We start from the raw sequence: 23,303 nt of genomic DNA on the forward strand, positions 1-23,303 counted from the left end.
GCGTCTCAAATTGGCATGTCAATTGGCTTGGGCGGTGGCGGGCCGCTTTAGCTGCCGGCCTGCAGGCTGCTCCGATATCTCGGGCCAAAGGTCAATCCCGAAATCCTCCAGCCGCACCCTGACCTCGGCCGCGAGGTACTTGACATATTCCGACAGCAGCAGCCGCAAGGTGGACGGCGAAGTCCACCACGGCTCCTCGCGCCATTTGTCGCCGACCACCGCGAACGGGATCAGCGCCGTCTCGGGCATCGCGTGCGAGAATTCCACCAGCGCGCGCGGCATGTGGTAGTTCGAAGTGACCACGATCAGCGACTTGAAGCGGCGTCCCTCGGCCCAGCGCCGCGCCTCCGCCGCGTTGCCGCGGGTCGAGAGCGCGGTGCGGTCGAGATCGACGCAACAGGTCATGAAAGATTGGTTCTCCGGCAATGTCCTGGAGATGTCGTTCGCCGTCGAGGTCGGGTGCACGCCGGAGATCAACAGTCGCCTGCCGTAACCGGCGGCGAGCAGCGCCATCGCATCCGACACCCGCGAGGAGCCGCCGGTCAGGACCACGATGCCGTCAGCCTTGCGGCTCGGTGCGATCTCGGCGCCGCGCAATTGCGCCAGGAACGCGACGAAGCCCGCCGCGGCGCCGACGAAGGCCAGCGCAATCGCCGACACGATTGCCGCGCGCAGCCAGCCGCGCGGCAATTTCGGCGATCGATCGTCGGTCGGCGAGGTCATGCGATGTCGGTGATCCCTTCCCTGACTGATTTTAGGATGTTTTGAGGCGAAGTGGAGTCCGGTATCTCAACCCTAGTCGACGTCGTTCAAGGTCGCGAACAGCGTCTGGCGCGAGGCCACCGCGGTGATGGCGCCGATCAGCACGGCCTGGACCGCAAGCACGATGTAGCCGGATGGCCGCAGCGAGAAGGTGCCGAGCAGCGCGGCGAACTGGTCGCCGACGGGAGTACCGGAAAACCAGCCGGCGATCGACTCGGAGAAGCCGAACACCAGCATGGCGGCGCCGCCGCCGATCACGCCACCCTCGAGGCCGAGCCTGAGGAAATGACGCAGGAAGTGATTGGCGATGTAGCGGTCGCCGGCGCCGACGAAGTGCAGCACCTCGACGATCGGGCGGTTCGCCGCCATGGCGCCGCGGGTCGCGAACGAGACGGAGATGATCGTGGCGACGATGACGAGCGCGAGGATGCCGAGGCCGGCGAGCACGGTGGCGTTGGTCATCGAGCGCATCCGCTCGATCCAGGCGCGATGATCGTCGACGCTGGCGCTCGGCGCGACCTGGTTCACCCGAGCGCGCAGGGCCTCGAGATCGAGCGGCGTGCCGGGTTGCACGCGCGCGATGATCATGCGCGGCACCGGCAGATCGTCCATCGACAGCCCGGTGCCGAGCCAGGGTTCGAGCAGCTTGCCGCTCTCCTCCTTGCTGAACGGCTTGACCTCGACGACGCCGGCTTGCGCGCGCATCGCCTCCGTCACCGCTGCGGTGTCACGTTCGAGATCGCGCCCGGCTTGCGGACGAACCTGGATGGTGATCTCGCTCGCCACGTCCGACTGCCATTCCGCGGCGGAGGCGCTGACCAGCAGCACGGTGCCCGTGGCCATCGACGCCAGGAAGGTCATGATGGCGACGACGGCGACCAGGGCCCGACCCTGGATCGAGGCGCGCGGCACGATCGGCGACATGTTGCGCGCCTTGGCCGGCAGCTGCGGACGCTCCTGCCCGAGGTCGACCAGCACGCCGCGCTCGTCGGTCCTACTCATAGACGTGCAACCGTCCCTGGTGCAGCACCAGCCGCCGCGCCTCATACTGGTCCATCAGGCCGATGTCGTGGGTCGCGATGATGACGGCGGTGCCCGATTTGTTGAGCTCGATGAAGAGCCGCAGCAGGCGGCGTCCGAGCGTCGGATCGACGCTGCCGGTGGGCTCGTCCGCGAGCAGCAGCTGCGGCCGCGAGATCACGGCGCGCGCGATCGCCGCGCGCTGCTTCTCGCCGCCCGACAGGATCGGCGGCAGTGCGTCCATGCGGTCACCAAGCCCGACCCAGCGCAACAGGTCGATCACCTCCTTGCGGTAGCTCGACTCGCTGCGGCCCATGACGCGGAACGGCAGCGCGACGTTCTCATAGGTCGTCATGTGATCGAGCAGGCGGAAATCCTGGAGCACGATGCCGATGCGCTTGCGCAAGTCCGCGATCTCGTCCTTGCCGAGCTGCGAGATATCGTGGCCGAACAGATTGACGAGGCCCCGCGTCGGCCGATGCGACAGGAACAACAGGCGCAGCAACGAGGTCTTGCCGGCGCCCGACGGGCCGGTGAGGAACTGGAACGAGTGCGCCGGGATCTGGAAGCTGAGGTCGCGCAGGATCTCCGGCCCCAGGCCGTAACGCAATCCGACATTTTCGAACCGAACCAAGTTCAGCTCCGTTCGAGAGGGGGCGCGGGTCGCGTGGCTGCGCTCCGCCAGCGCGATCAACGGGTTTTGCCGCCGTTATGGTTTCCGGTTCGTTAACGGTCGGCCAGTAGCATATTGGCAGCATCCTGGCCGCCCGGTTCTTCCGACGGGGTCAGGGGCAAGAGCTCGTTCAATCCTGGTTCATGCATCAAGGCTCGTCCATGCATATCGTCTGCCCCCATTGTATGACATCCTACGCCATCAAGCTCGCGAGCCTTGGGGCGAACGGGCGGGCGGTCCGCTGTTCCCGCTGCAAGGAGACCTGGATCGCCCATGCCGAGGATGCCATCGAGGAGGCGTCCGTCCCGGCCATGGCGGCAGCCAGCCAGGCTGACGACCAGTCCGACCTCGCCGAGCAGTGGAATTCCTATGCCGCGGACGACAGTGCCACCGATGCGCCTGTCGTCGACAGCCCTTCGATCGCCAGTGACTGGCCCGAGGAAGAAGCCAGGGAAACCGAGGACGAGTGGTCGGCGGCAGCCCGCGAGGCCGAGCAAGAGGTCGCCGGCGCGCAGCACCATTCGTGGTTCCGCGGCCTGTTCCGCCGCCGCGGTGCGCGGGTCAGCCGCCCCGCGGCCAATGCTGCGCCGCGAAAATCCTATTTCGGCCTGCCGACCGCCTGTGCCGCCATGGGCGCGCTGGTGCTGGCGCTGGTGATCTGGCGCGGCGACATGGTCCGGCTGCTGCCGCAGACGGCGGCATTCTACAAGCTGGTCGGGCTCGAGGTGAACCTGCGGGGCCTCGCCTTCAAGGACGTGAAGCTGTCCAGCGAGACCGTGGACGGTAAGCAGGTGTTGGTGATCGAGGGCATGATCGTCGGCGAGGGCAAGAAGCCGCTCGACATCCCGCGGCTGCGCTTTGCCGTGCGCGACGCCCAAGGAGCGGAGATCTACGCCTGGAATACGGTGCTGGAGCAGACCGTGCTGCGGCCCGGCGAGCGCGCGTTCTTTCGCTCGCGTCTCGCCTCGCCGCCGCCGGAGGGCCGCAATATCGACGTCCGCTTCTTCAACCGGCGCGACATTGCCGGCGGCAGCGTATAATCAGCCTCGCAAGCCCGCGCGGAGTTGATCCCAAGGTTCCTCTCATGCCGAAAATCCTGATCGCCGACGACGAGGATTCGATGCGCACGCTGGTGGCGCGCGCCATTGCCATGGACGGCCACGAGACCGTCACCGCGCAAGACGGCGCCGAGGCGCTGGAGATCCTGAGCCGCGAGGACGGCGCCTTCGACCTGCTGCTCACCGACATCCAGATGCCCGTCATGGACGGCATCGCGCTGGCGCTCTCCGCCGCGCGCGACTTTCCCGATCTGACCATCTTGCTGATGACCGGCTTTGCCGACCAGCGCGAGCGCGCCTCGAACCTCAACGCGCTGGTGCACGACGTCGTGACAAAGCCGTTCTCGGTCGCCGACATCCGCACCGCCGTGGCGGACGCACTGGCGGCGAAGAAGGCTTAACCCCTCAACACACCCGCACCTGACCCGTCATCCTCAGGCGCGAACCGTGCGACTCCCCGCGTCGCATGGAGAGCCTCGAAGGATGCGCGGCCGAGCTGCCAGCCGGGCCGTCGCCCTTCGAGGCTCGCCGAAGAGGCGAGCGCCTCAGGGTGACGGTCGTAGACTGACGCGCAATGCCACCACGTCGTCATTGCGAGGAGCCCTTGCGACGAAGCAATCCAGCGCCCCTGCACGGAAAGATTCTGGATTGCTTCGCTGCGCTCGCAATGACGAGGATACGGCGCGCTAAAAATCCTTCAGCAGGCGCTCGATGTAATCGAGCTCGATCTGCGGGCGCGAGCTGTCCCCTAAGCGGCGGCGGAGCTCTTCGAGGATGCGCCGGACGCGCTGGGCGTCGATCTCGCCGGGGATCTTGACGGTGTAGTCGTCGCTGAGATCGCGGCCGTGAAGCGGGCGTCCCAGCGGATCGGTCTGATTGCCGCCGCTCTGCTGGCGGCCGGCCCGATTGCCGGGACCATCGCCCTGCCCGTCGCCGTCGCCCTGCTGCATCGCTTCGGCCATCTTCTGAGCGCCTTTGCGCATCGCCTCGAGGGCCTTGCCCTGCGAGTCCACGGCACCGTCGGCATTGCCCTCGCCGAGCTTCGAGCCGGCATCGCCCATGGCGCCGTCGGCGGCGTCGAGGCTGCCGTCGTCATCGCCCTGGTCGCCGTCCTGATCGCCGCTCTGACCGGGGTCGCCCTGCTGGCCTTTCTGACCCTGCTGCCCCTTCTGGCCCTTTTGTCCCTTCTGGGCGAGACCGCGCTTGGCCAGCTCGTCCTGCAGCTTCTTCAGACGGTCGCGCAGCGACTGCTGATCCTGCTGGAGGTCAGACATCGACTGATCGCCCTGCTTGCCGCGCGAGCGGTCACGCCGGGAATCCTGGCCCTGCTTGAACGTCTTGTCGCGCAATTGCTGCTGCTTGCGGATCATGTCGCTGAGCTCGTTGAGCGCCTGCTCCATCTCGCTCTCGCCGGATTGCCCCGGCTGCGCCATCTGGAGATTTTCCATGATCTGCGCGAGCTGCTCGAGCAGGCGCTGCGCCGCCTCCTTATTGCCCTCGCGCGCCGCCTTCTCGATCTGCCGCAGCAGGTCGTCGAGATCGCGTTGCGTCAGGACGTTGCGATCGCGACTGGAGGATTGGCTCCGCTCCGTGGCCCGCTTGTATTCCTCGAGCTTCTGAATGGCGTCGGACTGATTGCCCAGGCTCTTGCCGGATTCCTTCTGCCTGAGGCTGTCGCCGGACTCCTGCATCGCCTTTTCGGCGCTGTCGAGCAGGGCATCGGGGTCCTGGTCCTGCTGGGCCACGACGGGGTTCACGCTCCCCAACAGGAAGGCGAGGCAGGCGATCGACATCGCCCGCAAGACTGGCACGCGTGCTAGCTTCCGCATTTCCGGTCCCGCGTAAACTGGTTGGTCCTGTCGTCCCCCGCCTTGTTGGCACGGCTGTTGGCCGACTTCCGATAGGCCTGAAGCTGCTCGCGCAAGGTGTCCTGCTGCTGCGCCAGGTCTGCAAGCTGCTCGGGCGTCGCATTCTGGGTCTTCTGTCGCAGCTCGATCGCCTTGTCGAGGATGAGCTGTACCTCGGCGGGGAACGGCTGCCGCGCGCCGAGCGGATTCTGTTCGGCGCGCCGCGCGAGATCGCGCACCTTGCCGGCCATGGCCTCGCGAAGCTTCTGCGTCAGCACCCTGATCTCGTCCTCGCTGGCACCGCGGTCCAGCGCCGCCTTGAGCGCATCCTGCGCCGAGCGCAGCGCGGCGTTGACGCTGCCGGCGACACCGTCGTCCTCGATGGTGACCGCGAAGGCCCACATGCTCGCCACCACGTTGCGCAGGGCATCGTCGGTGCGGGCGGCCTCGAGCTGGGTCGCGAGGCTGCGCAGGCCGAGATAGCAGCCGGCGTCCGGCGTGAACAATTCGGGCGCGATCAACAGGGCGTCAAGCGCGGTGTAGACGTCCGAATTCCTGTTGGCGTCGAGCGCGAGGATGCGGCGCTGCTCGATCAGCGCGCGCGCCAGCGAGTTGGTGAAGAGACGCTCGGGCAGGCGCATGTTGAACGGTTCGCTTCTGGCCTCGTTGCCGGCCTCGTCCTTGGCGGTGAGCGTCAGGGTGACGTCGGCGCCGGCATAGGGATCCTCGCTGAGGTCCTTCACCGTCTGGCCGACACCGTTGCGGGTGCGCGCGTTCGGCAGCACGAGCGGGAATTGCGGCGGCTGGAACAGCGGCCGCGGCGCGGCCTTGCTGTCGGACTCCTTGCTGCCATCCTTAGCGGCATTTTTGCCGTCGTCGGGGCGCAAGCCGATCTGCGCCTCGGCGCCGGTCACGCCGTAATCGTCCTCGATCTTGTAGGAGAGCTGGAGGCCCCCGCGCGCCTGGCGCTCGGGATCCTTGGCGAGCACGATCGTCGGCGCACGGTCCGGCGTGGCCGCGAACGCCCATTGTGGCTGGCCGGAGGGCGCTCGCACATGCGCGGTGCCGTCGGCGCTGATGGTGAAATGCTTCTCGTTGGTTCCCTTGGGCGCGGCTTCCGCAGGGGCGACCTCCTTGAGGCCGCCGGAGACGGTGACGTCCAGACTGCCGCCGGAGGAGCGCACGATCAGGGTCGAGCCGGCGGGAACGGCAAGCGGACCGGAGGCGGGCAGCGCCGCGGCCTCCTTGTTGGCGGTCGACAGGATCACCGGCGGCTTGCCGGTGTAGAGCGGCGGCGTCACCCAGGCGTCGACGCGAACATTGGCTGGCGCCAGCACGCCATTCCAGTCGAAGGCGGCGCCGAGCCGCATCGCGCGCTCGTCGCCGGCGGCGAAGAAGGTCGCGACCAGCATCACCATGACCAGCGCGCGCAGCGCCCAGGGATCGTGCAGCGCGAGCCGCGGATGGGGCAGACCGGCGCGGATGCGCCTGATCGAGGCCAGCGTGCGTTCGCGCTGCGCCTGCCACAGTGCTTGTGCAACCGGATCCTGCGAGGACAGCGTGTCCGTCAGCGTCGTGGCCGGACGATGACGGATACCGGAGCCACGGTCGAGCCGGCTCAATGCCTCCTCGCGGCTCGGCCAGCGGAAGCGAATCAGGGGCAACAGCACCGCAATCGCAATGCCGCCGAAAACGACGAGACCGATGGCACGGGCGATGAAGGGCAGCGCGAGCCAGAGGCCGGCCCAGGACACCACCAGGAACAGGCCGACGACGGTAAGAAGCCGCGCCAGATGTGGCCAGGCACGCTCCCACGCGATGGCATAGAGGGCCCGGTCCAGGGCCTGCGCCAGCTTCAGCCGCGACAGAGCATCACTGTTGCGGATCGGCGACAGAGCATCACTGTTGCGGATCGGGTCTGACGGGTCGGTGACGCCGTTCAATCAACTCTCCAGGTTGCCCGGTAGAGAGAAGCCTATCACAACGGCAGCACTGAGGCATCCGTTCCGGTACGGGAGATACCCCTTTTCCCGCATAACACGAGGACGTGACTGGCCCGGCCCAACCCCGTAATTTCCGCGCGCCACCTCAGGGAACGCAAGGAAAGCAAGGGAAACGCCATGGACAAGAAGATGCACGACAAGGGCCTGGAAGTCCGCAAAGCGGTGCTGGGCGAGGCCTATGTCAACAACGCCCTGAAGAACGTCGACGACTTCAACCGTCCGTTCCAGGAGATGCTGAACGAATATTGCTGGGGCACGGTGTGGGGCCGCGAGGAGCTGCCGCGCAAGACCCGCAGCATGCTCAACATCGCCATGATCGCGATCCTCAACCGCCAGCACGAATTCCGCGCCCATCTGAAGGGCGCGCTGACCAACGGCGTCACCCGCGAGGAGATCCGCGAGATCCTGATGCAGGTCGCGATCTACGGCGGCATGCCCGCCGCGGTCGACAGCTTCCGCATCGCGCGCGAGGTGTTTTCGGAGATCGACGGCAAGGCGTGAGATGCAGCGCCAATCTCCGCTGTCGTCCCGGGGCGCGCGGAGCGCGAACCCGGGACCCGTAGCCACAGGACGATGTGGCTACGGGCACTCCGGGTGAGCTTTCGTGCAACGGCTCCTCCCTGGAGTTATGGGTCCCGGATCTGCGCGCGCTTTGGGCGCGCTTGTCCGGGACGACAGCGGGGATGCAACAAGCGCTTTTCACGACAACGAAGAAGAAAAAAGGAAACACCATGGACATCGGATTCATCGGCCTCGGAAACATGGGTTTCCCGATGGCGCGGCGGCTGATCGAGGCGGGGCACAGGCTCGTCGTGTTCGACACGCGCAAGGAGGTCACGGGCAAGCTCGTGGCCCTCGGCGCGACGGCTGCAACATCGCCGAAGGACGTCGCCGACCAGGTCGAGACCGTGATGGCGAGCCTGCCCTCGCTGCAGGCTTCGCTCGAGGTTGCGACGGGCGCGAACGGCGTGATCGAGGGCAGCCGGGCAAGACGCTTCGTCGACCTCTCCACCGTCGGCTCGGCGATGGCCGTGAAGATTCACGGCCTGCTCGCCAAGCGCAACATCGTGCAGATCGACTGCCCCGTCTCCGGCGGCGTCGGCGGCGCCGAGAAGGGCACGCTGGCGGTGATGGTGTCGGGGCCGAAAGTGGAGTTCGATCTGCTCAAGCCCGTCCTCGACGTGATCGGAAAAGTGTTCTTCATCGGCGAGAAGCCGGGGTCGGCACAGACCATGAAGCTCGCCAACAATTTGCTGTCGGCCACAGCGATCGTGGCGACGTCGGAGGCCGTGGTGATGGGCGTCAAGGCCGGGCTCGACCCCGCCGTGATGATCGACGTCATCAATGCCGGCTCGGGCATGAACACGGCGAGCCGCGACAAGTTTCCCCGCTCGGTGCTGCCGCGCAGCTTCGATTTCGGCTTCGCCACGGGACTGATGGTGAAGGACGTGCGGCTGGCGCTGGAGGAGATGAAGCGGCTCGGCCTGTCGATGGAGGTCGCCGACGCGGTCGGGCGGTTGTGGGAAACCGTGATAGCGGCGGAAGGCGCCGAGTCCGACTTCACCGCGGCGATCAAGCCGATCGAGACGAAGGCGGGGGTTATCGTTGGTGGGAAGGGAGGATTGGCGGGGAAGTAGCGCGACATTCTCCGCTGTCGTCCCGGACAAGCGAAGCGCAGATCCGGGACCCATAATCACAGGAAGATGTTTTGCGAAGACTCGGAGTGATCAGCTTCGCGCGACAAACGCGCCCTGTGGTTATGGGTCCCCGCCTTCGCGAGGACGACACCGAATCTGTTGAAGCGCCGTGCCGCCTCTCACCGCCTCACAGCCACGGCGCCGGCTTGTCCATCGCAATGAGCTGCTCGACCTCGATGCGCGGGCGCACCACGGCGTACTGATCGTCCTTCACCAGCACCTCCGGCACCAGCGGCCGGGTGTTGTACGTGCCCGCCTGCACCGCGCCATAGGCACCTGCGGTCATGATGGCGAGGAGATCGCCGGGCGCGGGCGTCGGCAGCGTGCGGTCGAGCGCGAGATAGTCGCCGGTCTCGCAGACCGGGCCGACGACGTCGGCGATGATGGTGGCGGCGCCGCTGGCGGGCTGCTTCACCGGCAGGATGTCGTGATGGGCCTCGTACAGCGTCGGGCGAATGAGGTCGTTCATCGCAGCATCGATGATGACGAAATTCTTGCCGTCGCCGTGCTTCACATAGATCACCTTGGCGACAAGGATGCCGGCATTGCCGACGATCATGCGGCCTGGCTCGAACATCAGCGTGCAGCCGAGATTGTGGCTGACCCGCTTGACCATGGCGGCATACGCGGCCGGCTCCGGCGGCGCCTCGCGGTTCATGTCGTAGGGAATGCCGAGGCCGCCGCCGAAATCGACATGGGAGATGTCGTGGCCGTCGGCGCGCAGCGTCTGCACGAACTCGGAGAGGATGCGGAACGCGGTCTCCATGCCGGAGAGGTCGGTGATCTGGCTGCCGATATGCACGTCGGTCCCGGTCACCTCGATGCCCGGCAGCTTGGCCGCGCGGGCATAGACCTCGCGGGCGTGCACGATCGGGATGCCGAACTTGTTCTCGGACTTGCCGGTGGAGATCTTGGCGTGGGTGCCGGCATCGACATCGGGGTTGACGCGGAGCGAGATCCGCGCGGTCTTGCCCATCTCGGTCGCAAGCCGCGACAGCAGCTCGAGCTCGGGCTCGGATTCGACGTTGAGGCAGAGGATGTCGGCGGCGAGCGCGGCGCGGAGCTCCGTTTCGGTCTTGCCAACGCCGGAGAACACGATCTTGCTGGCGGGAATGCCGGCGGCCAGCGCGCGCTTCAACTCACCACCCGAGACCACGTCGGCGCCGGCCCCGAGCTTGGCCAGCGTGCGCAGCACCGACTGGTTCGAGTTCGCCTTCATGGCGTAGCAGACCAGCACCTTCTCGCCGGCGAAGGCATCCGCGAAGACGCGATAGTGCCGCTCCAGCGTCGCGGTCGAATAGCAATAGAACGGCGTGCCGACGGTCGCGGCCAGCTCGGACAGGTTCACCGCCTCGGCGTGCAGCACGCCGTTGCGGTAGTCGAAATGGTTCATGGCTTAGGCTCGGTTATCCCGGCTCATTTCTTGCCGGGAGGTTCGTCCAGGAGCGGGTCGAGTATAAACGATTTCTTCCGGCCCTTGGCCGCCGCGGGCGCGGCATCCGCACCGGAGGTGGGGTTGAACACGCTCGGCGTCCTCTGCGCTTCGGTCTCGGTATCAACCGGCGCGGCACCGTTGACCGTGGACGCATTGGCGGTCGGCGGCAGATCGAGCGGTCCCTTGCGGCCGCAGCCGGCAAGCGCGAGCGCCGTCAGGCTCAAGACAATGATGGCCCACCCCGAACCGGCCGGGCGAAACTTTGACGTCACGACGAAATCCCCACTACGCGGCCGCACCATACAGAGATTGGCGCGCTCTGGCGAGAGCCGGATGACCATGAAACATCAGCGAAATTTTACCCTCGGCCCGATTTTCGCTCTTTTTCCAGCCGCTTCGCCCAGGCCTTGGCCTGGGACGCCACGTTCTTCGGCGCGGTGCCGCCGAAGCTGGTGCGGCTCTTCACCGACGATTCCACCGAGAGCACGCCGAACACGTCCTTGGTGATCTCAGGCTCGATCGCCTGCATCTCGCTCAGCGACAGCTCGTGCAGCGCCACGCCGCCCTCGGCCGCCTTGGCGACGATGCGACCGGTGACGTGATGGGCCTCGCGGAACGGCATCTTCAGCGTCCGCACCAGCCAGTCGGCGAGATCGGTCGCGGTGGCATAGCCCTCGCCGGCAGCGGCCTTCATCTTGGCTTCGTCGGGAACGAGATCGCGGACCATGCCGGTCATGGCGCGGATCGCGAGCGACAGCGCGGCAAAGCCCTCCATGGCCCCCTGCTTGTCCTCCTGCATGTCCTTTTGATAGGCGAGCGGCAGGCCCTTCATCACGATCAGGAGGCCGTTGAGCGCGCCGATGACCCGGCCGGTCTTGGCGCGCACGAGCTCGGCGGCATCCGGATTGCGCTTCTGCGGCATGATTGAGGATCCCGTGGTGAACTTGTCGCTGAGCCTGACAAGGCCGACCAGCGGCGAGGTCCAGATCACGATCTCCTCGGCAAAGCGCGACATGTGCACGGCGCAGATCGAGGCCGCCGACAGCGTCTCCAGCACGAAGTCGCGGTCGGAGACGGCATCGAGCGAGTTCGCCATCGGGCGGTCGAAGGCAAGCGCCTTCGCGGTGGCGTGGCGGTCGATCGGGAACGAGGTGCCGGCCAGCGCGGCGGCGCCGAGCGGAGATTCGTTGAGACGCTTGCGCGCATCCTGGAACCGGCCGCGATCGCGCGCGGCCATCTCGACATAGGCGAGCAGATGATGGCCGAAGGTCACCGGCTGTGCGGTCTGCAGATGCGTGAAGCCGGGCATCACGGTTGCGGCGTGCTCCAGCGCACGCTCGACCAGCGCCTGCTGGAACGCCGCGAGCGCCGCATCGGTCTCGTCGACGATGTCGCGGACATAGAGACGGAAGTCGGTCGCGACCTGGTCGTTGCGCGAACGCGCGGTGTGCAGCCGGCCGGCGGCGGGGCCGATCAGCTCGGACAGGCGGCTCTCGACATTCATATGGATGTCCTCGAGCGCGCGCTTGAACTCGAAGCCGCCCTTGCCGATCTCTGACAAAATCGTGTCTAGACCCCTGGCGATATTTTTCGCATCAGAACCCGTGATGATGCCTTGGCTGGCGAGCATCGCAGCGTGGGCCTTGGAGGCGGCGATGTCCTGGGCGTAGAGGTGACGATCGACGTCGATGGAGACGTTGATCTCTTCCATGATCTCGTCGGGACGTTCCGAGAACCGGCCGCCCCACATCTTGTTGCTCATGATCCCCTGCTCACGCCTTGATTTGCCGCACGTTTGCCGGCCGCCGCCAGCCGTATTAAGAGGCCCCTGATAGCCATATCTGCGACCGGATGACAAACGATATGCTCGACCAGAAGCCCTCGGCCACGCGCCGGGTCCCCCTCGTGATCGCCGTCGTGGCGATCGGCGGCCTGGCCGGCTTTGCCGCGCTGTACGGGCTGGGCCTCGGCCGCTCGCCCGCAGGCGATCCGACCTGTCGGCCGGCGGTGGCGACGGCGCAGAAGATCGCCCCGCTCGCCCATGGCGAGGTGGCGGCGCTGGCCATGGCGAGCGCGCCGCTGAAGCTGCCCGACCTCGCTTTCGAGGACGCCGATGGCAAGCCTAAGAAGCTGTCGGACTTCCGCGGCAAGACGCTGCTGGTGAACCTCTGGGCGACCTGGTGCGTGCCGTGCCGGAAGGAAATGCCGGCGCTGGACGAGCTGCAGGGCAAGCTGTCAGGCCCGAATTTCGAGGTGGTGGCGATCAATATCGACACCCGCGACCCCGAGAAGCCGAAAAACTTCCTGAAAGAGGCCAACCTGGTCAGGCTCAGCTATTTTAGTGATCAGAAAGCCAAGGTTTTTCAGGACCTTAAGGCCATAGGCCGGGCTCTGGGCATGCCGACCTCGGTGCTGGTCGATCCGCAGGGCTGCGAGATCGCGACGATCGCGGGGCCGGCGGAATGGGCGAGCGAGGACGCGCTCAAGCTGATCCGGGCGGCAACGGGCAAGGCCGCTGCAGCGCTCTGACTATATCAGGCGGTGACGTTGAGATTGCCGCCGACACCAGGGCCGACATTGGCGAGCGAGGGCTGGCCGGCGCCGAGCAGCGTCAGGACGGTGGATTTCTCCATATCCGCGTTCTGTTTGCTGAGCGTCGCCGCAATATTCGACTGCAGCGCGCCTTGCTGAGCGGCCAGCATGGTGCTGACCATTGCCATCATGTCCATTACGCGAACCCTCGTACCGGCCGTAACCTAGGCGCGAGAGGTTAATGGGACATGAAATGACACGGATGGAGTGAAGTAGCCGTGTCCCGGACAAGGTGCGACACGAAGTGACGCACCGCAGAGCCGGGACCCATGTCTCAGCGTGCGCTTGGCTGCTGGGCCCCGGCTCTGCAGCGCATCGCTGACGCGCTGCGCAGCGTCCGGGGCACGAGACCGCCTCTATCGCGTCGGAACCGGCTTGGCGCCGCGGTAATCGTAGAAGCCGCGCTGGGTCTTGCGGCCGAGCCAGCCGGCCTCGACGTACTTCACCAGCAACGGGCACGGGCGGTATTTGGAATCGGCGAGGCCCTCGTGCAGCACCTGCATGATGGAGAGGCAGGTATCGAGCCCGATGAAATCTGCGAGCTCGAGCGGGCCCATCGGATGGTGTGCCCCGAGCTTCATCGCAGCATCGATCGCCTCGACATTGCCGACGCCTTCATACAGCGTGTAGATCGCCTCGTTGATCATCGGCAACAGGATGCGGTTGACGATGAAGGCCGGGAAATCCTCGGAGACCGCGACCTGCTTGCCGAGCTTGGCGACGAATTCCTTGGACGCCTCGAAGGTCGCATCGTCGGTGGCGATGCCGCGGATCAGTTCCACCAGCTCCATCAGCGGAACCGGATTCATGAAGTGAATGCCGATGAAGCGCTCGGGCCGGTCGGTGGCGGCGGCAAGCCGCGTGATCGAGATCGAGGACGTGTCGGAGGCGACGATTGCCTCCGGCTTCAGCACGGCGCAGAGCTCGTGGAAGATCTTGCGCTTGACCTCTTCCTTCTCCACCGCGGTCTCGATCACGAGGTCGCAATCGGCGAGGTCGTCGAGCTTTTCGGCCGGCGTGATGCGCGCCATCGCCTTGGCCTTGTCGTCCTCGGAAACTGCCTTTTTGGAGACCTGGCGCGCCAGATTGCCGTTGATGGTGGCCATGCCCGACTTGAGGCGGTCGGCCGAGATGTCGTTGAGCACCACGTCGAAGCCGGCGAGCGCCGCGACATGCGCGATGCCGTTGCCCATCTGACCCGCGCCGATCACGCCGACCTTCTTGATCACTGCCGCCATCGCCATATTGTCATCCACCGGAACCGCGCGACGCGCGCTTGCCACTACCCCTTGAGCCGGGAGGTCCGATTTAATCAGAACCTTGGCTCGAAACCTAGATTGGATCGCGCCGAAGGCGTGCCCCACGCCAAGAAAACGGCTCAAAAAAGCAACACCGGCCGGAGTTTATACCTCCGGCCGGTGTTTTCGACGTCATTTACTTGCCGAGCTTGCCGAGTTCGGCCGTCAGCTCCGGAACCGCCTGGTAGAGGTCGGCGACCAGGCCGTAATCGGCAACCTGGAAGATCGGTGCGTCCTCGTCCTTGTTGATCGCGACGATCACCTTGGAGTCCTTCATGCCGGCCAGATGCTGAATGGCGCCGGAAATGCCGATGGCGACATAGAGCTCGGGCGCCACGACCTTGCCGGTCTGGCCGACCTGCCAGTCGTTCGGGGCATAGCCGGCGTCGACCGCCGCGCGAGAAGCACCGACACCGGCCCCGAGCTTGTCAGCGAGCGGCTCGATGTACTTGGCAAAATTCTCGCGGCTCTGCATGGCACGGCCGCCGGAAACGATGATCTTGGCCGAGGTCAACTCGGGACGATCGCTCTTGGCGACCTCCTCGCCGACGAAGGTCGACAGGCCGGGATCGGCCGCAGCCTGAACGGCCTCGACCGGCGCGCTGCCGCCCTCGCCCGCAGCGGCGAAGGTCGAGGTCCGCACCGTGATGACCTTCTTGGCGTCCTTCGACTTCACCGTCTGGATGGCGTTGCCGGCATAGATCGGGCGCTCGAAGGTATCAGGGGCGACCACCTTGATGATCTCCGAGACCTGCATGACGTCCAGCAGCGCGGCGACGCGCGGCATCACGTTCTTGAAGCGCGAGGTCGCGGGCGCGACGATGGCGTCATAGCCGGACGCCAGCGAGACGATCAGCGCGGCCAGCGGCTCGGCAAGATCGTGCGCATAGAGGTCGCCGTCGGCGAGCCGCACCTTCTTCACGCCGGCGAGCTTGGCAGCGGCATCGGCCGCGGCCTTGGCGTTCTGGCCGGCAACGAGAACCTCGACATCCGCGCCGAGCGCGCTAGCTGCGGTCAGGGCCTTGTTGGTGGCGTCCTTGAGCGACGCATTGTCGTGTTCGGCAATCAGAAGCGTCGTCATCAGAGCACCCCGGCTTCGTTCTTGAGTTTCGACACCAGCTCGGCGACGTCCTTGACCTTGACGCCGGCCTTGCGGCCCGCAGGTTCAGTCGTCTTGAGGACCTCGAGACGCGCGGCAATGTCGACGCCGTAATCGGCGACGGTCTTCTCCGCGATCGGCTTCTTCTTTGCCTTCATGATGTTGGGCAGCGAGGCGTAACGCGGTTCGTTGAGACGGAGATCCGTGGTGACGATCGCCGGTCCCTTCAGCTGCACGGTCTGCAGGCCGCCGTCGACTTCGCGGGTCACCTTGAAGCCGGAGCCTTCAACCTCGAGCTTGGAGGCGAACGTCGCCTGCGACCAGCCGAGCAGTGCAGCCAGCATCTGGCCGGTCTGGTTCGAATCGTCGTCGATCGCCTGCTTGCCGAGGATGATGAGACCCGGCTGCTCTTCTTCCGCGATTTTCTTCAGGATCTTGGCGACAGCGAGCGGCTCGACCGCGCCTTCCGCTTTCACCAGGATGCCGCGATCGGCGCCCATGGCAAGACCCGTGCGGATCGTCTCCGACGCCTGCGCCGGCCCGATGGAGACCACCACGACCTCGGTCGCCTTGCCGGCTTCCTTCAGGCGCAGCGCTTCCTCGACCGCGATTTCGTCGAACGGGTTCATCGACATCTTGACGTTGGCGAGTTCAACGCCCGATCCATCGCCCTTGACGCGGACCTTGACGTTGTAATCGACCACCCGCTTTACCGGCACTAAGACCTTCATCGATCCTCTTTCACTCAATTTGGGAGGGGGGTTATCAACTGGCGCGGAACCTAAAGGCCTGATCTGCCCCGGTCAACGCGCGAACGGGCCTAAATTTGGCCTCCTGAAATGCGGACGGCGCGATGGTCAACGGTTCTGGCCGGGAACCCAAAGCACGTCACCGGCGCCATTACCGTTGGCGGTCCGGCTGGCCACGAACAGGAAGTCCGAGAGGCGATTCATATATTGGATGCCAGCTGCGCTGACCGGCTCGCCGGGCCGGGCCGCCAGTTCCACGATGACCCGTTCCGCCCTGCGGCATATCGTGCGCGCCACATGGAGATGGGCCGCAGCCGGCGTGCCGCCGGGAAGCACGAACGAGGTGAGCGGGGCAAGTTTGTCGTTGAGCGCGTCGATGTCGCGCTCGAGCCGCTCGACCTGGCTCGCCACCACCCGCAGGCGCTCCGCCTTGCCTTCGCGCTCGGGCACCGCGAGATCGGCGCCGAGATCGAACAGATCGTTCTGGATGCGGCCGAGCATCGCATCGAGCTCGGGTAGGTCTTGCGTATGGAGCCTGACCACACCGATCGCGGCGTTGGTCTCGTCGACGGTGCCATAGGCCTCGATGCGCAGATCGTATTTCGGACGCCGCTCGCCGGTTCCGAGCGCGGTCGTGCCGTCGTCGCCGGTCTTGGTGTAGATGCGGTTCAATACGACCATGTCAGCGCCCCATCGCCCAGACCGCGAGCATCGCGATGATGATCGCCACGAACTGGAGCAGCACGCGCCAGCGCATCAATTTCTGCGAGGTGTTGGGCGAGCCGCCGCGCATCATGTTGATGAGGCCGAGCAGCAGCACCAGGGCCACGGCGCCGGCCGCCGCCGGCAGGATGAAAGTCGTCAGGAGAGATGCCATTGGGGGGTGATAACACCGTGCGCGCCGGTCCGCCATCTCCTCAGTTTCGTCATTTCGGGGCGATGCGCTGCGACCGCGCTGAGCGAGGCGCGGCGCTTCGCGATCTGGCTTTTAAGCCGATAATGTCAGAAGCTGGCTGCATGATTTCCGATTTGCATCCGGCATCGACCGTCTTCCCCTCTCCCCGCCTGCGGCGCGCGGGAGCAGTACGGGGCGTCCAGTGAAAGCCGTCCGCTACATCTACGTCGTCGCGATGGATGCGTTCTACACGTTCCTGGCTGACGACGGCTGGGCGATCGCAAGCCACATCGCCCTGTCGACGCTGATGGCGCTGTTCCCGTTCCTGATCGTGCTGACCTCGCTGGCCGGCTTCTTCGGCTCCAAGGAGCTCGCCGACCAGGCCGCAAGCCTGATGCTCCAGGTCTGGCCCAAGCAGGTCGCCGATTCGATCTCGGGCGAGGTCCATGACGTGCTGACTACCACCCGCACCGGCCTGCTCACCATCGGCGCGGCGCTTTCGGTCTATTTCGCCTCCAACGGTGTCGAGGCGCTGCGGGTCGCACTCAACCGCGCCTATGCGGTGGTGGAGATGCGGAGCTGGTACTGGCTCCGGCTGGAATCGATTGCCTATACGATCATCGCGGCCTTCACTGCGCTCGCCATGGCGTTCCTGATCGTGCTCGGCCCGCTGATCATCGAAGCGACGCGGCGCCACATTCCCCTGTTCGTCGAATCCAACGAAAGCATTCTCACCTGGGTGCGCTACGGCATCTCCATCGGCGCGCTGGTGGTGGCGCTGCTCATCCTGCACGCCTGGCTGCCGGCGGGGCGCCGCAGCTTCCTCCAGATCCTGCCGGGCATCGTCTTCACCATCGTGGCCTCGCTGATCTCGAGCATCGTGTTCGGACAATATCTGGCGCGCTTCGCCAACAATTACGTGACCATGTATGCGGGGCTTGCCTCGGTGATCATCGCGCTGGTGTTTCTGTACTTCATCGCCGCGATCTTCGTTTACGGCGGCGAGCTCAACGCCGCGATAATCAAGTCGCGGCTTCCTCACGGCGTGTCGCTTCAAGCAGCGCAGTCGCTAAAGCCCTCGGAGACACAGGCTTGACCAGGAAGGCGTCGGCGCCGGCTTCGCGCGAGGCCGCTTCGTCCTCGCCGCGGCCGGACACCCCGATGATCGGGATCCGGGCCAACGGCGCCTCCATGGTGCGAATCCGCCTGATGGCCTCGACGCCGTCGATGCCCGGCAGCACCATGTCCATCAGCACCGCATCGAACGCGCCTTGCGCCAGCCGGCCGACGGCGTCCTCGCCCCGCCCGATGAACTCGGCATGATGGCCGAGCTCGGTCAAGATCGTGTTGAGCACGACGCGGCCGAACGGATTGTCCTCGACGCTGAGGATGCGCAGCGCCGCGGCCGCATCTGTCCCGGCCTCGTCCTTCGCCTTGCTGGATTTGTCCGGTCCGGTGGCATCCAGCGATACCGTCAGGGTGAAGGTGGCGCCGCCACCGCGGCGCGGTGCGACGGTGATGTCGCCGCCCATCGCCCGCGCCAATTGCTTGACCGAGGATAGGCCAAGGCCGGCGCCGCCGAAGCGTGAGGCGATGGTGACGTTGGCCTGGGTGAACGGGCGGAACAGCCGCTTGATCTCGCCCATGGTGAGGCCGATGCCGCTGTCGGACACCGCGAAAGCGATGCCGACCCTGTCCTTGCCTTTGGCTTTGCCCATCTCTTTGCCCCTGGTGGGAGCGACCGCGAGCGCCACGCCGCCCTGGTCCGTGAATTTCACGGCATTGTCGATCAGGTTCTCGAGCGCCGCGCGCAGGCGGACGGGATCGCCGACCACGAGGCCGGGGACCTTATCGGAGATCTCGACCTGGGCCTGGAGACCCTTGGCCGCGGCGCGCCCCGCAAGCGAATCGCCGGCGCTGCGGGCGAGCGTGCGCAGGTCGAACAGGTCCTGCCGCAGCGTGCTGCCGCCCTTCGCCGCCCCCTTGCCGCTTCTGGCTGCATCGACGAACAGCGTGGCAAGGCTCGCCAGATGCTCGGCCCCGGCCTTGATGGTGTCGGCCCAGCGCCGCTCCCGTTCGCCGAGATCGGAGGTCGCGAGCAGGTCGCTGATCGCCAGAATGCCGGTCAGGGGCGTGCGAACTTCATGAGCAAAGGCGGCGAGCGCCGCCTGGACCACATCAGGCGTGACCGTCCTGGTGCTGCGCTTGCGCACCTGCCCAGCCGCCCCGGGCCGCTTCCGAGGCGGCCGCCTGGACGTCTTCGTGGTGCGCGCTGGGCGCTTCTTCGCCGCCATGAATCCCCTTCGAAGTATCCCCTTCGGACCCCCGGGCTGTTGCCGAGCATGGCACGGCGAAACACCCGGAGTCACGGCGACGTTTCGCTAACCCCCAGAGAAACTTAACCTAATCCCACCAGCTGGCGGATACCGGCAGGCGTGACGCCGGCCGCGCGCAAGTCGCGCAGACCGGTCGAGCGGCTCGATTTCGACAGCTTCCGCCCCTCGCCGTCGCAAATCAGCCGGTGATGGTGGTAGGCCGGTTCGCCCAGGCCGAGCAGCACCTGGAGCAGGCGATGCACCGAGGTCGCATGAAACAGATCCTGACCCCGTACGATCTCGCTGACGCCCTGCAGCGCGTCGTCGACCACGACGGACAGATGATAGCTGGTCGGAATCTCCTTGCGGGCGAGGATCACGTCACCCCAGGCCTGCGGTCGCGCCGGCACGGTGCCGCGCTCACGATCAGGCCCCTCACCCAGCTCGCTCCAGCTCAGACGGGCGGCATGGCGGCAGGCGGCCTGCATGTCGAGCCGCAGCGCATAGGGCGCGCCTGACGCGATCAAATGCGACCGCTCGTCAGCCGACAATGATCTGGCATCGCCAGGATAAAGCGGCGCACCGTCGGGATCGCGCGGCCACGGCCCGTCGGCCTCGCGTGCGGCAACGAGCTTTGCGATCTCAGCCCGGCTCTCGAAGGCGGGATAGACGAGACCGAGCGCCGACAGTCTATCCAGCGCGGCGCGATAATCGGCGAGATGCTCCGACTGCCGCCGCACCGGCATCTCCCAGGAGATTCCAAGCCAAGCGAGATCTTCATAGATCGCCGCCTCATATTCCGGCCGGCAACGCGTCGCGTCGATGTCCTCGATCCGCAACAGCAGCCGCCCGCCGGTCTCCTGCGCGCGCTCGAAATTCAGCAGCGCGGAAAAGGCGTGGCCGAGATGCAGGTGGCCGTTGGGGCTAGGGGCGAATCGGAAAACGGGTGGTGCCATGCGAAAGAACTCGTCATGGCCGGGCTTGTCCCGGCCATCCACGTTCTTCGGTATCACAACGCGAGCGTGTCAAGGTCACGGACTTACGGACACGCTCTCCCATGCTAAACATGCTCGGTGGCCAGAGAGACGTGGATGGCCGGGACAAGCCCGGCCATGACGACAGAGAGCTCGCCAAATTGTCATGACCATCCATCTCGAAACCCAATCCGATCTCGAAGAAGCCGTCCACGCGCTGATCAAGCGCGATCCGCGCCTGAAACCGGTGCTCGAGATCGCGGGCATGCCGGCGTTGCGGCGGCGCGAGCCGGGCTTTGCGGGGCTTGCCCATATCGTCTGCGGACAGCAGCTCTCGACCGCGAGCGCCGCGGCGATCTGGGGTCGGCTGTCGGCGGCCTTCGATCCGTTCGACCATGACGCGGTGCGCCGCGCCCGCGCCGACCGGCTGGGGCGGCTCGGCCTCTCCGCCGCCAAGATCAAGACGCTGAAGCATCTCGCGCGCGAGATTAACGCGCAGCGGCTGAACCTCGACGTGCTGGCCGAGGAAGACGCCGACGCCGCGCATCACACGCTGATCGCACTGCCCGGCATCGGCCCCTGGACCGCGGACGTCTACCTCCTGTTCTGCCTCGGTCATGGCGATGCCTGGCCGGCCGGCGACCTCGCGGTGCAGGAGGGCATCAGGATCGGCCTCGGCCTCAAGGCGCGGCCGACGGAAAAGCAGATGGCGCCGCTCGCCGAGCCCTGGCGTCCCCTGCGCGGCGCGGCGGCGCATTTGTGGTGGAGCTATTATCGCGCGGTGAAGAAGCGCGAGGGCGTGCTCGCGGGCTCAAACTAGCCCCGCAGCCGCTCGCGATCGGCGCGGGCGCACTTGGCGACGAAATCGACCACGGCCCTCACTGCGGACAGCTCGACCAGATCAGGATGGGCGAGCAGCCAGAGATCGGCGACGCTGACGAGCTTCTGCGGTGCGACGCGCACGAGGTTCGGATAGCTCTCCGCGACGAAGCAGGACAGCGCGGAGATCCCGATTCCCGCGCGCACCGCCGCCAGCATGTCGCCCTGCGACGAGCAGCGCATCACCATTGTGCCCTGGCGCGTGATCGCATCGCTCCAACGCGCCAATTGCGCGTTGGAGTCCTGATCCGCAAAGCCGATGACGCTGTGGCCCTTCCATTCGCCGCTGCGTTCCGGCAAGGACCGGCCGGCCGCATAGTCGCGCGAGGCATAGAAGCCGGTGCCGAGACGGCCGATCTTGCGGCCAACCAAGTTCTCCTCGCCGCTGTCGACCGGACGCAGCACCACGTCGGCCTCGCGGCGCCGCACGCTGGCTGGAAACGGATGGGTGATGATCTCGAGCCGGATGTGATGGTGCGCTTCGAGGAAGGATCGCAGCCGCGGCATCAGCCAGTGCGAGGCCAGCGTCGCCCCGATCGACAGCTTGACCGTGCCGCGCGCCTTGCGGCCGCCGGCGCCGACGGCGGCCTCGGCGCGCAGCGCGGCGGCAGCCATCGCCTCCGCATGCTCGCGCAAGGTGCGGCCGTCGGCGGTGAGCACCAGGCCGTCGGCAGCGCGGGCCAGCAGCTTGGTGCCGAGCTGCGCCTCCAGCGCCGCGATCTTGCGGCTGACGGTCGGATGGCTGGCGTGCAGCCGCCGCGCCGCGGCGGTGAAGCTGCCGGTGTCCGCTACCGCGACGAAGGTCTTGCAGAGATCCCAATCCACTACCGGCTCCGTTCAAAGCTGAATGGACCTATGTTCAATATTGAACGATCTCGCGCCACCCGTCCAACCCTATAGTGCGCCAAACCGCGAGGGGGGAGAACCCGCCCGCGCGACAATCGACATGGAAGCGCTCGATCATCGGCCGGAAGGCCGCCGACGCGCGTCGTCAGGAGGATCGGATGGCACTACCCGCCTTGCTCAGGAATTCCCTGGAGCTGCCCGTCGTCGGCTCACCCCTCTTCATCGTTTCCGGCCCGGAGCTGGTGATCGCCCAGTGCAAGGCGGGCGTCGTCGGTTCGTTTCCCGCGCTCAACGCCCGTCCGGTCGAGAAGCTCGACGAGTGGCTGAGCCGGATCGAGGACGAGCTCGACGAATACAAATCGCGCAATCCCGGCAAGAAGGTCGCGCCCTACGCCGTCAACCAGATCTGCCATGCCTCCAACGACCGGCTGATGAAGGACATGGAGACCTGCGTCAGGCACAAGGCGCCCATCATCATCACCTCGCTGCGGCCGCCGGCCGAGATCGTCGAGGCCGCGCATTCCTATGGCGGCCTCGTGTTCCACGACGTCATCAACGTCAAGCATGCACGCAAGGCGGCCGAACAGGGCGTCGACGGCCTGATCCTGGTCTGCGCCGGCGCCGGCGGGCATGCCGGCACGCTGTCGCCCTTCGCGCTGGTGCGCGAGGTCAAGCAATGGTTCGGCGGCGCGATCCTGCTGTCGGGCGCGATCAGCGACGGCTTCGGCATTGCCTCGGCGCTGACGCTCGGCGCCGACCTCGCCTATATGGGCACGCGCTTCATCGCCACGAAGGAAGCCAATGCGGACGAGTCCTACAAGTCCGCGCTGACGCAGCACGCCGCGCACGACATCGTCTACACCAACCTGTTCACCGGCGTGCACGGCAATTATCTGGGACCGTCGATCGCGGCCGCAGGGCTCGATCCGGACAATCTCCCCGTCGCCGACAAGTCGAAGATGAACTTCGGCTCCGGCGGCAACATGAAATCGAAAGCTTGGCGGGACATTTGGGGATCGGGCCAGGGCATCGGTCAGATCTCCGACGTCCCCGCAGTCGCCGAGCTCGTCGACCGCATGAAGGGTGAACTCGATCAGGCGAGGCAGGATTTCCTGATGCGCGCGAGCGCCTGACGTTCCGGACTAACAAGACAACACGGGA

General features: G+C 66.3%; 25 protein-coding genes. 8 read left to right on the forward strand and 17 right to left on the reverse strand.

What is annotated here, in order from left to right:
• Positions 1-18: 18 nt before the first annotated feature.
• From WI560_RS29130 to ftsE, 3 genes are all read right to left on the reverse strand, one after another.
• On the reverse strand, positions 19-723 hold the full coding sequence (locus WI560_RS29130) for a YdcF family protein (protein WP_375305932.1): 705 nt from the start codon (positions 721-723) through the stop codon (positions 19-21).
• 72 nt (positions 724-795) lie between these two features.
• The gene (locus tag WI560_RS29135) at positions 796-1,764 is read right to left on the reverse strand and encodes a cell division protein FtsX (RefSeq protein WP_375305933.1); all 969 of its coding nucleotides are present in this window, start codon (positions 1,762-1,764) and stop codon (positions 796-798) included.
• Positions 1,757-2,416: a cell division ATP-binding protein FtsE gene (gene ftsE, locus WI560_RS29140; RefSeq protein WP_018646542.1), complete on the reverse strand. Its 660-nt coding sequence runs from the start codon at positions 2,414-2,416 to the stop codon at positions 1,757-1,759. Before ftsE ends, WI560_RS29135 begins: the two co-directional genes overlap by 8 nt.
• Positions 2,417-2,616: 200 nt before the next feature.
• On the opposite strand from ftsE, the gene WI560_RS29145 reads away from it, so the two are divergent.
• Entirely contained in the window at positions 2,617-3,495 is an 879-nt protein-coding gene (locus WI560_RS29145) for an MJ0042-type zinc finger domain-containing protein (protein WP_375305934.1), read from the forward strand.
• A 44-nt stretch (positions 3,496-3,539) separates the two neighbouring features.
• Positions 3,540-3,914, forward strand: a complete 375-nt coding sequence (locus WI560_RS29150) for a response regulator (protein ID WP_028134140.1) — start codon at positions 3,540-3,542, stop codon at positions 3,912-3,914.
• A 285-nt stretch (positions 3,915-4,199) separates the two neighbouring features.
• Here WI560_RS29150 and WI560_RS29155 read toward each other — a convergent pair whose 3' ends face one another.
• Positions 4,200-5,342 carry a DUF4175 family protein gene (locus WI560_RS29155; protein WP_375305935.1) on the reverse strand — a complete coding sequence of 381 codons (1,143 nt, stop codon included), beginning with the start codon at positions 5,340-5,342 and terminating at the stop codon, positions 4,200-4,202.
• Entirely contained in the window at positions 5,330-7,303 is a 1,974-nt protein-coding gene (locus tag WI560_RS29160) for a TIGR02302 family protein (protein WP_375305936.1), read from the reverse strand. Before WI560_RS29160 ends, WI560_RS29155 begins: the two co-directional genes overlap by 13 nt.
• A 177-nt stretch (positions 7,304-7,480) precedes the next feature.
• Here WI560_RS29160 and WI560_RS29165 point away from each other — a divergent pair, with 177 nt between their 5' ends.
• Together WI560_RS29165 and WI560_RS29170 are read left to right on the forward strand one after the other, a co-directional pair.
• A complete protein-coding gene (locus WI560_RS29165; protein WP_091891246.1) occupies positions 7,481-7,864 on the forward strand; it encodes a carboxymuconolactone decarboxylase family protein in 384 nt (127 codons plus the stop codon).
• A 230-nt stretch (positions 7,865-8,094) separates the two neighbouring features.
• The gene (locus WI560_RS29170; protein WP_375305937.1) at positions 8,095-9,000 is read left to right on the forward strand and encodes an NAD(P)-dependent oxidoreductase; all 906 of its coding nucleotides are present in this window, start codon (positions 8,095-8,097) and stop codon (positions 8,998-9,000) included.
• A gap of 187 nt (positions 9,001-9,187) precedes the next feature.
• Here the strand turns inward: WI560_RS29170 and lysA are convergent, their stop codons facing one another.
• The 3 genes from lysA to argH all read right to left on the reverse strand — a co-directional run bounded on the left by lysA (position 9,188) and on the right by argH (position 12,257).
• Positions 9,188-10,453, reverse strand: coding sequence for a diaminopimelate decarboxylase (gene lysA / locus WI560_RS29175; RefSeq protein WP_375305938.1), 1,266 nt, complete (start codon positions 10,451-10,453; stop codon positions 9,188-9,190).
• Between the two features lie 23 nt (positions 10,454-10,476).
• A complete protein-coding gene (locus WI560_RS29180; RefSeq protein ID WP_375161937.1) occupies positions 10,477-10,767 on the reverse strand; it encodes a lipoprotein in 291 nt (96 codons plus the stop codon).
• 86 nt (positions 10,768-10,853) lie between these two features.
• On the reverse strand, positions 10,854-12,257 hold the full coding sequence (gene argH / locus WI560_RS29185) for an argininosuccinate lyase (RefSeq protein ID WP_375305939.1): 1,404 nt from the start codon (positions 12,255-12,257) through the stop codon (positions 10,854-10,856).
• 101 nt (positions 12,258-12,358) lie between these two features.
• Here argH and WI560_RS29190 point away from each other — a divergent pair, with 101 nt between their 5' ends.
• Positions 12,359-13,024: a TlpA disulfide reductase family protein gene (locus WI560_RS29190; protein ID WP_375308936.1), complete on the forward strand. Its 666-nt coding sequence runs from the start codon at positions 12,359-12,361 to the stop codon at positions 13,022-13,024.
• Between the two features lie 5 nt (positions 13,025-13,029).
• Here WI560_RS29190 and WI560_RS29195 read toward each other — a convergent pair whose 3' ends face one another.
• The 6 genes from WI560_RS29195 to WI560_RS29220 all read right to left on the reverse strand — a co-directional run bounded on the left by WI560_RS29195 (position 13,030) and on the right by WI560_RS29220 (position 17,110).
• Entirely contained in the window at positions 13,030-13,224 is a 195-nt protein-coding gene (locus tag WI560_RS29195) for a hypothetical protein (RefSeq protein ID WP_142250949.1), read from the reverse strand.
• 219 nt (positions 13,225-13,443) lie between these two features.
• Complete coding sequence (locus WI560_RS29200; RefSeq protein WP_028134130.1) at positions 13,444-14,325, reverse strand: 3-hydroxybutyryl-CoA dehydrogenase; 882 nt, start codon at positions 14,323-14,325, stop codon at positions 13,444-13,446.
• A gap of 196 nt (positions 14,326-14,521) precedes the next feature.
• Positions 14,522-15,466, reverse strand: a complete 945-nt coding sequence (locus WI560_RS29205; RefSeq protein WP_375305940.1) for an electron transfer flavoprotein subunit alpha/FixB family protein — start codon at positions 15,464-15,466, stop codon at positions 14,522-14,524.
• Positions 15,466-16,215, reverse strand: a complete 750-nt coding sequence (locus tag WI560_RS29210; RefSeq protein WP_257179542.1) for an electron transfer flavoprotein subunit beta/FixA family protein — start codon at positions 16,213-16,215, stop codon at positions 15,466-15,468. Before WI560_RS29210 ends, WI560_RS29205 begins: the two co-directional genes overlap by 1 nt.
• Before the next feature lie 126 nt (positions 16,216-16,341).
• A complete protein-coding gene (locus tag WI560_RS29215) occupies positions 16,342-16,914 on the reverse strand; it encodes a cob(I)yrinic acid a,c-diamide adenosyltransferase (RefSeq protein ID WP_375305941.1) in 573 nt (190 codons plus the stop codon).
• A gap of 1 nt (position 16,915) precedes the next feature.
• On the reverse strand, positions 16,916-17,110 hold the full coding sequence (locus WI560_RS29220) for a twin transmembrane helix small protein (protein WP_028134126.1): 195 nt from the start codon (positions 17,108-17,110) through the stop codon (positions 16,916-16,918).
• A 220-nt stretch (positions 17,111-17,330) separates the two neighbouring features.
• Here WI560_RS29220 and WI560_RS29225 point away from each other — a divergent pair, with 220 nt between their 5' ends.
• Positions 17,331-18,224, forward strand: a complete 894-nt coding sequence (locus WI560_RS29225; RefSeq protein WP_257179540.1) for a YihY/virulence factor BrkB family protein — start codon at positions 17,331-17,333, stop codon at positions 18,222-18,224.
• Here the strand turns inward: WI560_RS29225 and WI560_RS29230 are convergent.
• Positions 18,151-19,422, reverse strand: a complete 1,272-nt coding sequence (locus WI560_RS29230; RefSeq protein ID WP_375305942.1) for an ATP-binding protein — start codon at positions 19,420-19,422, stop codon at positions 18,151-18,153. The two genes, WI560_RS29225 and WI560_RS29230, sit on opposite strands and share 74 nt — an antisense overlap.
• A gap of 104 nt (positions 19,423-19,526) precedes the next feature.
• Positions 19,527-20,399: a tRNA glutamyl-Q(34) synthetase GluQRS gene (gene gluQRS / locus WI560_RS29235; RefSeq protein WP_375305943.1), complete on the reverse strand. Its 873-nt coding sequence runs from the start codon at positions 20,397-20,399 to the stop codon at positions 19,527-19,529.
• A 184-nt stretch (positions 20,400-20,583) separates the two neighbouring features.
• On the opposite strand from gluQRS, the gene WI560_RS29240 reads away from it, so the two are divergent.
• Entirely contained in the window at positions 20,584-21,237 is a 654-nt protein-coding gene (locus WI560_RS29240) for a DNA-3-methyladenine glycosylase family protein (RefSeq protein ID WP_375305944.1), read from the forward strand.
• On the opposite strand, the gene WI560_RS29245 is transcribed toward WI560_RS29240, so the two are convergent.
• The gene (locus WI560_RS29245; protein WP_375305945.1) at positions 21,234-22,121 is read right to left on the reverse strand and encodes a LysR family transcriptional regulator; all 888 of its coding nucleotides are present in this window, start codon (positions 22,119-22,121) and stop codon (positions 21,234-21,236) included. The genes WI560_RS29240 and WI560_RS29245 overlap by 4 nt on opposite strands.
• A gap of 179 nt (positions 22,122-22,300) precedes the next feature.
• Between WI560_RS29245 and WI560_RS29250 the strand changes: the two genes are divergently transcribed.
• A complete protein-coding gene (locus tag WI560_RS29250; protein WP_375305946.1) occupies positions 22,301-23,275 on the forward strand; it encodes an NAD(P)H-dependent flavin oxidoreductase in 975 nt (324 codons plus the stop codon).
• Positions 23,276-23,303: the final 28 nt, after the last annotated feature.

Origin of the sequence: Bradyrhizobium sp. A11 (assembly GCF_042077125.1) — a bacterium.
In the GTDB taxonomy this organism is placed as follows: domain Bacteria; phylum Pseudomonadota; class Alphaproteobacteria; order Rhizobiales; family Xanthobacteraceae; genus Bradyrhizobium; species Bradyrhizobium japonicum_B.

Coding starts and splice junctions, on each gene's coding strand:
- WI560_RS29130 (WP_375305932.1), bottom strand. CDS start 723: ATGACCTCGCCGACCGACGATCGATCGCCGAAATTGCCGCGCGGCTGG.
- WI560_RS29135 (WP_375305933.1), bottom strand. CDS start 1,764: ATGAGTAGGACCGACGAGCGCGGCGTGCTGGTCGACCTCGGGCAGGAG.
- WI560_RS29145 (WP_375305934.1), top strand. CDS start 2,617: ATGCATATCGTCTGCCCCCATTGTATGACATCCTACGCCATCAAGCTC.
- WI560_RS29150 (WP_028134140.1), top strand. CDS start 3,540: ATGCCGAAAATCCTGATCGCCGACGACGAGGATTCGATGCGCACGCTG.
- WI560_RS29155 (WP_375305935.1), bottom strand. CDS start 5,342: ATGCGGAAGCTAGCACGCGTGCCAGTCTTGCGGGCGATGTCGATCGCC.
- WI560_RS29165 (WP_091891246.1), top strand. CDS start 7,481: ATGGACAAGAAGATGCACGACAAGGGCCTGGAAGTCCGCAAAGCGGTG.
- WI560_RS29170 (WP_375305937.1), top strand. CDS start 8,095: ATGGACATCGGATTCATCGGCCTCGGAAACATGGGTTTCCCGATGGCG.
- lysA (WP_375305938.1), bottom strand. CDS start 10,453: ATGAACCATTTCGACTACCGCAACGGCGTGCTGCACGCCGAGGCGGTG.
- argH (WP_375305939.1), bottom strand. CDS start 12,257: ATGAGCAACAAGATGTGGGGCGGCCGGTTCTCGGAACGTCCCGACGAG.
- WI560_RS29190 (WP_375308936.1), top strand. CDS start 12,359: ATGCTCGACCAGAAGCCCTCGGCCACGCGCCGGGTCCCCCTCGTGATC.
- WI560_RS29195 (WP_142250949.1), bottom strand. CDS start 13,224: ATGGACATGATGGCAATGGTCAGCACCATGCTGGCCGCTCAGCAAGGC.
- WI560_RS29200 (WP_028134130.1), bottom strand. CDS start 14,325: ATGGCGGCAGTGATCAAGAAGGTCGGCGTGATCGGCGCGGGTCAGATG.
- WI560_RS29205 (WP_375305940.1), bottom strand. CDS start 15,466: ATGACGACGCTTCTGATTGCCGAACACGACAATGCGTCGCTCAAGGAC.
- WI560_RS29210 (WP_257179542.1), bottom strand. CDS start 16,215: ATGAAGGTCTTAGTGCCGGTAAAGCGGGTGGTCGATTACAACGTCAAG.
- WI560_RS29215 (WP_375305941.1), bottom strand. CDS start 16,914: ATGGTCGTATTGAACCGCATCTACACCAAGACCGGCGACGACGGCACG.
- WI560_RS29220 (WP_028134126.1), bottom strand. CDS start 17,110: ATGGCATCTCTCCTGACGACTTTCATCCTGCCGGCGGCGGCCGGCGCC.
- WI560_RS29230 (WP_375305942.1), bottom strand. CDS start 19,422: ATGGCGGCGAAGAAGCGCCCAGCGCGCACCACGAAGACGTCCAGGCGG.
- gluQRS (WP_375305943.1), bottom strand. CDS start 20,399: ATGGCACCACCCGTTTTCCGATTCGCCCCTAGCCCCAACGGCCACCTG.
- WI560_RS29240 (WP_375305944.1), top strand. CDS start 20,584: ATGACCATCCATCTCGAAACCCAATCCGATCTCGAAGAAGCCGTCCAC.
- WI560_RS29250 (WP_375305946.1), top strand. CDS start 22,301: ATGGCACTACCCGCCTTGCTCAGGAATTCCCTGGAGCTGCCCGTCGTC.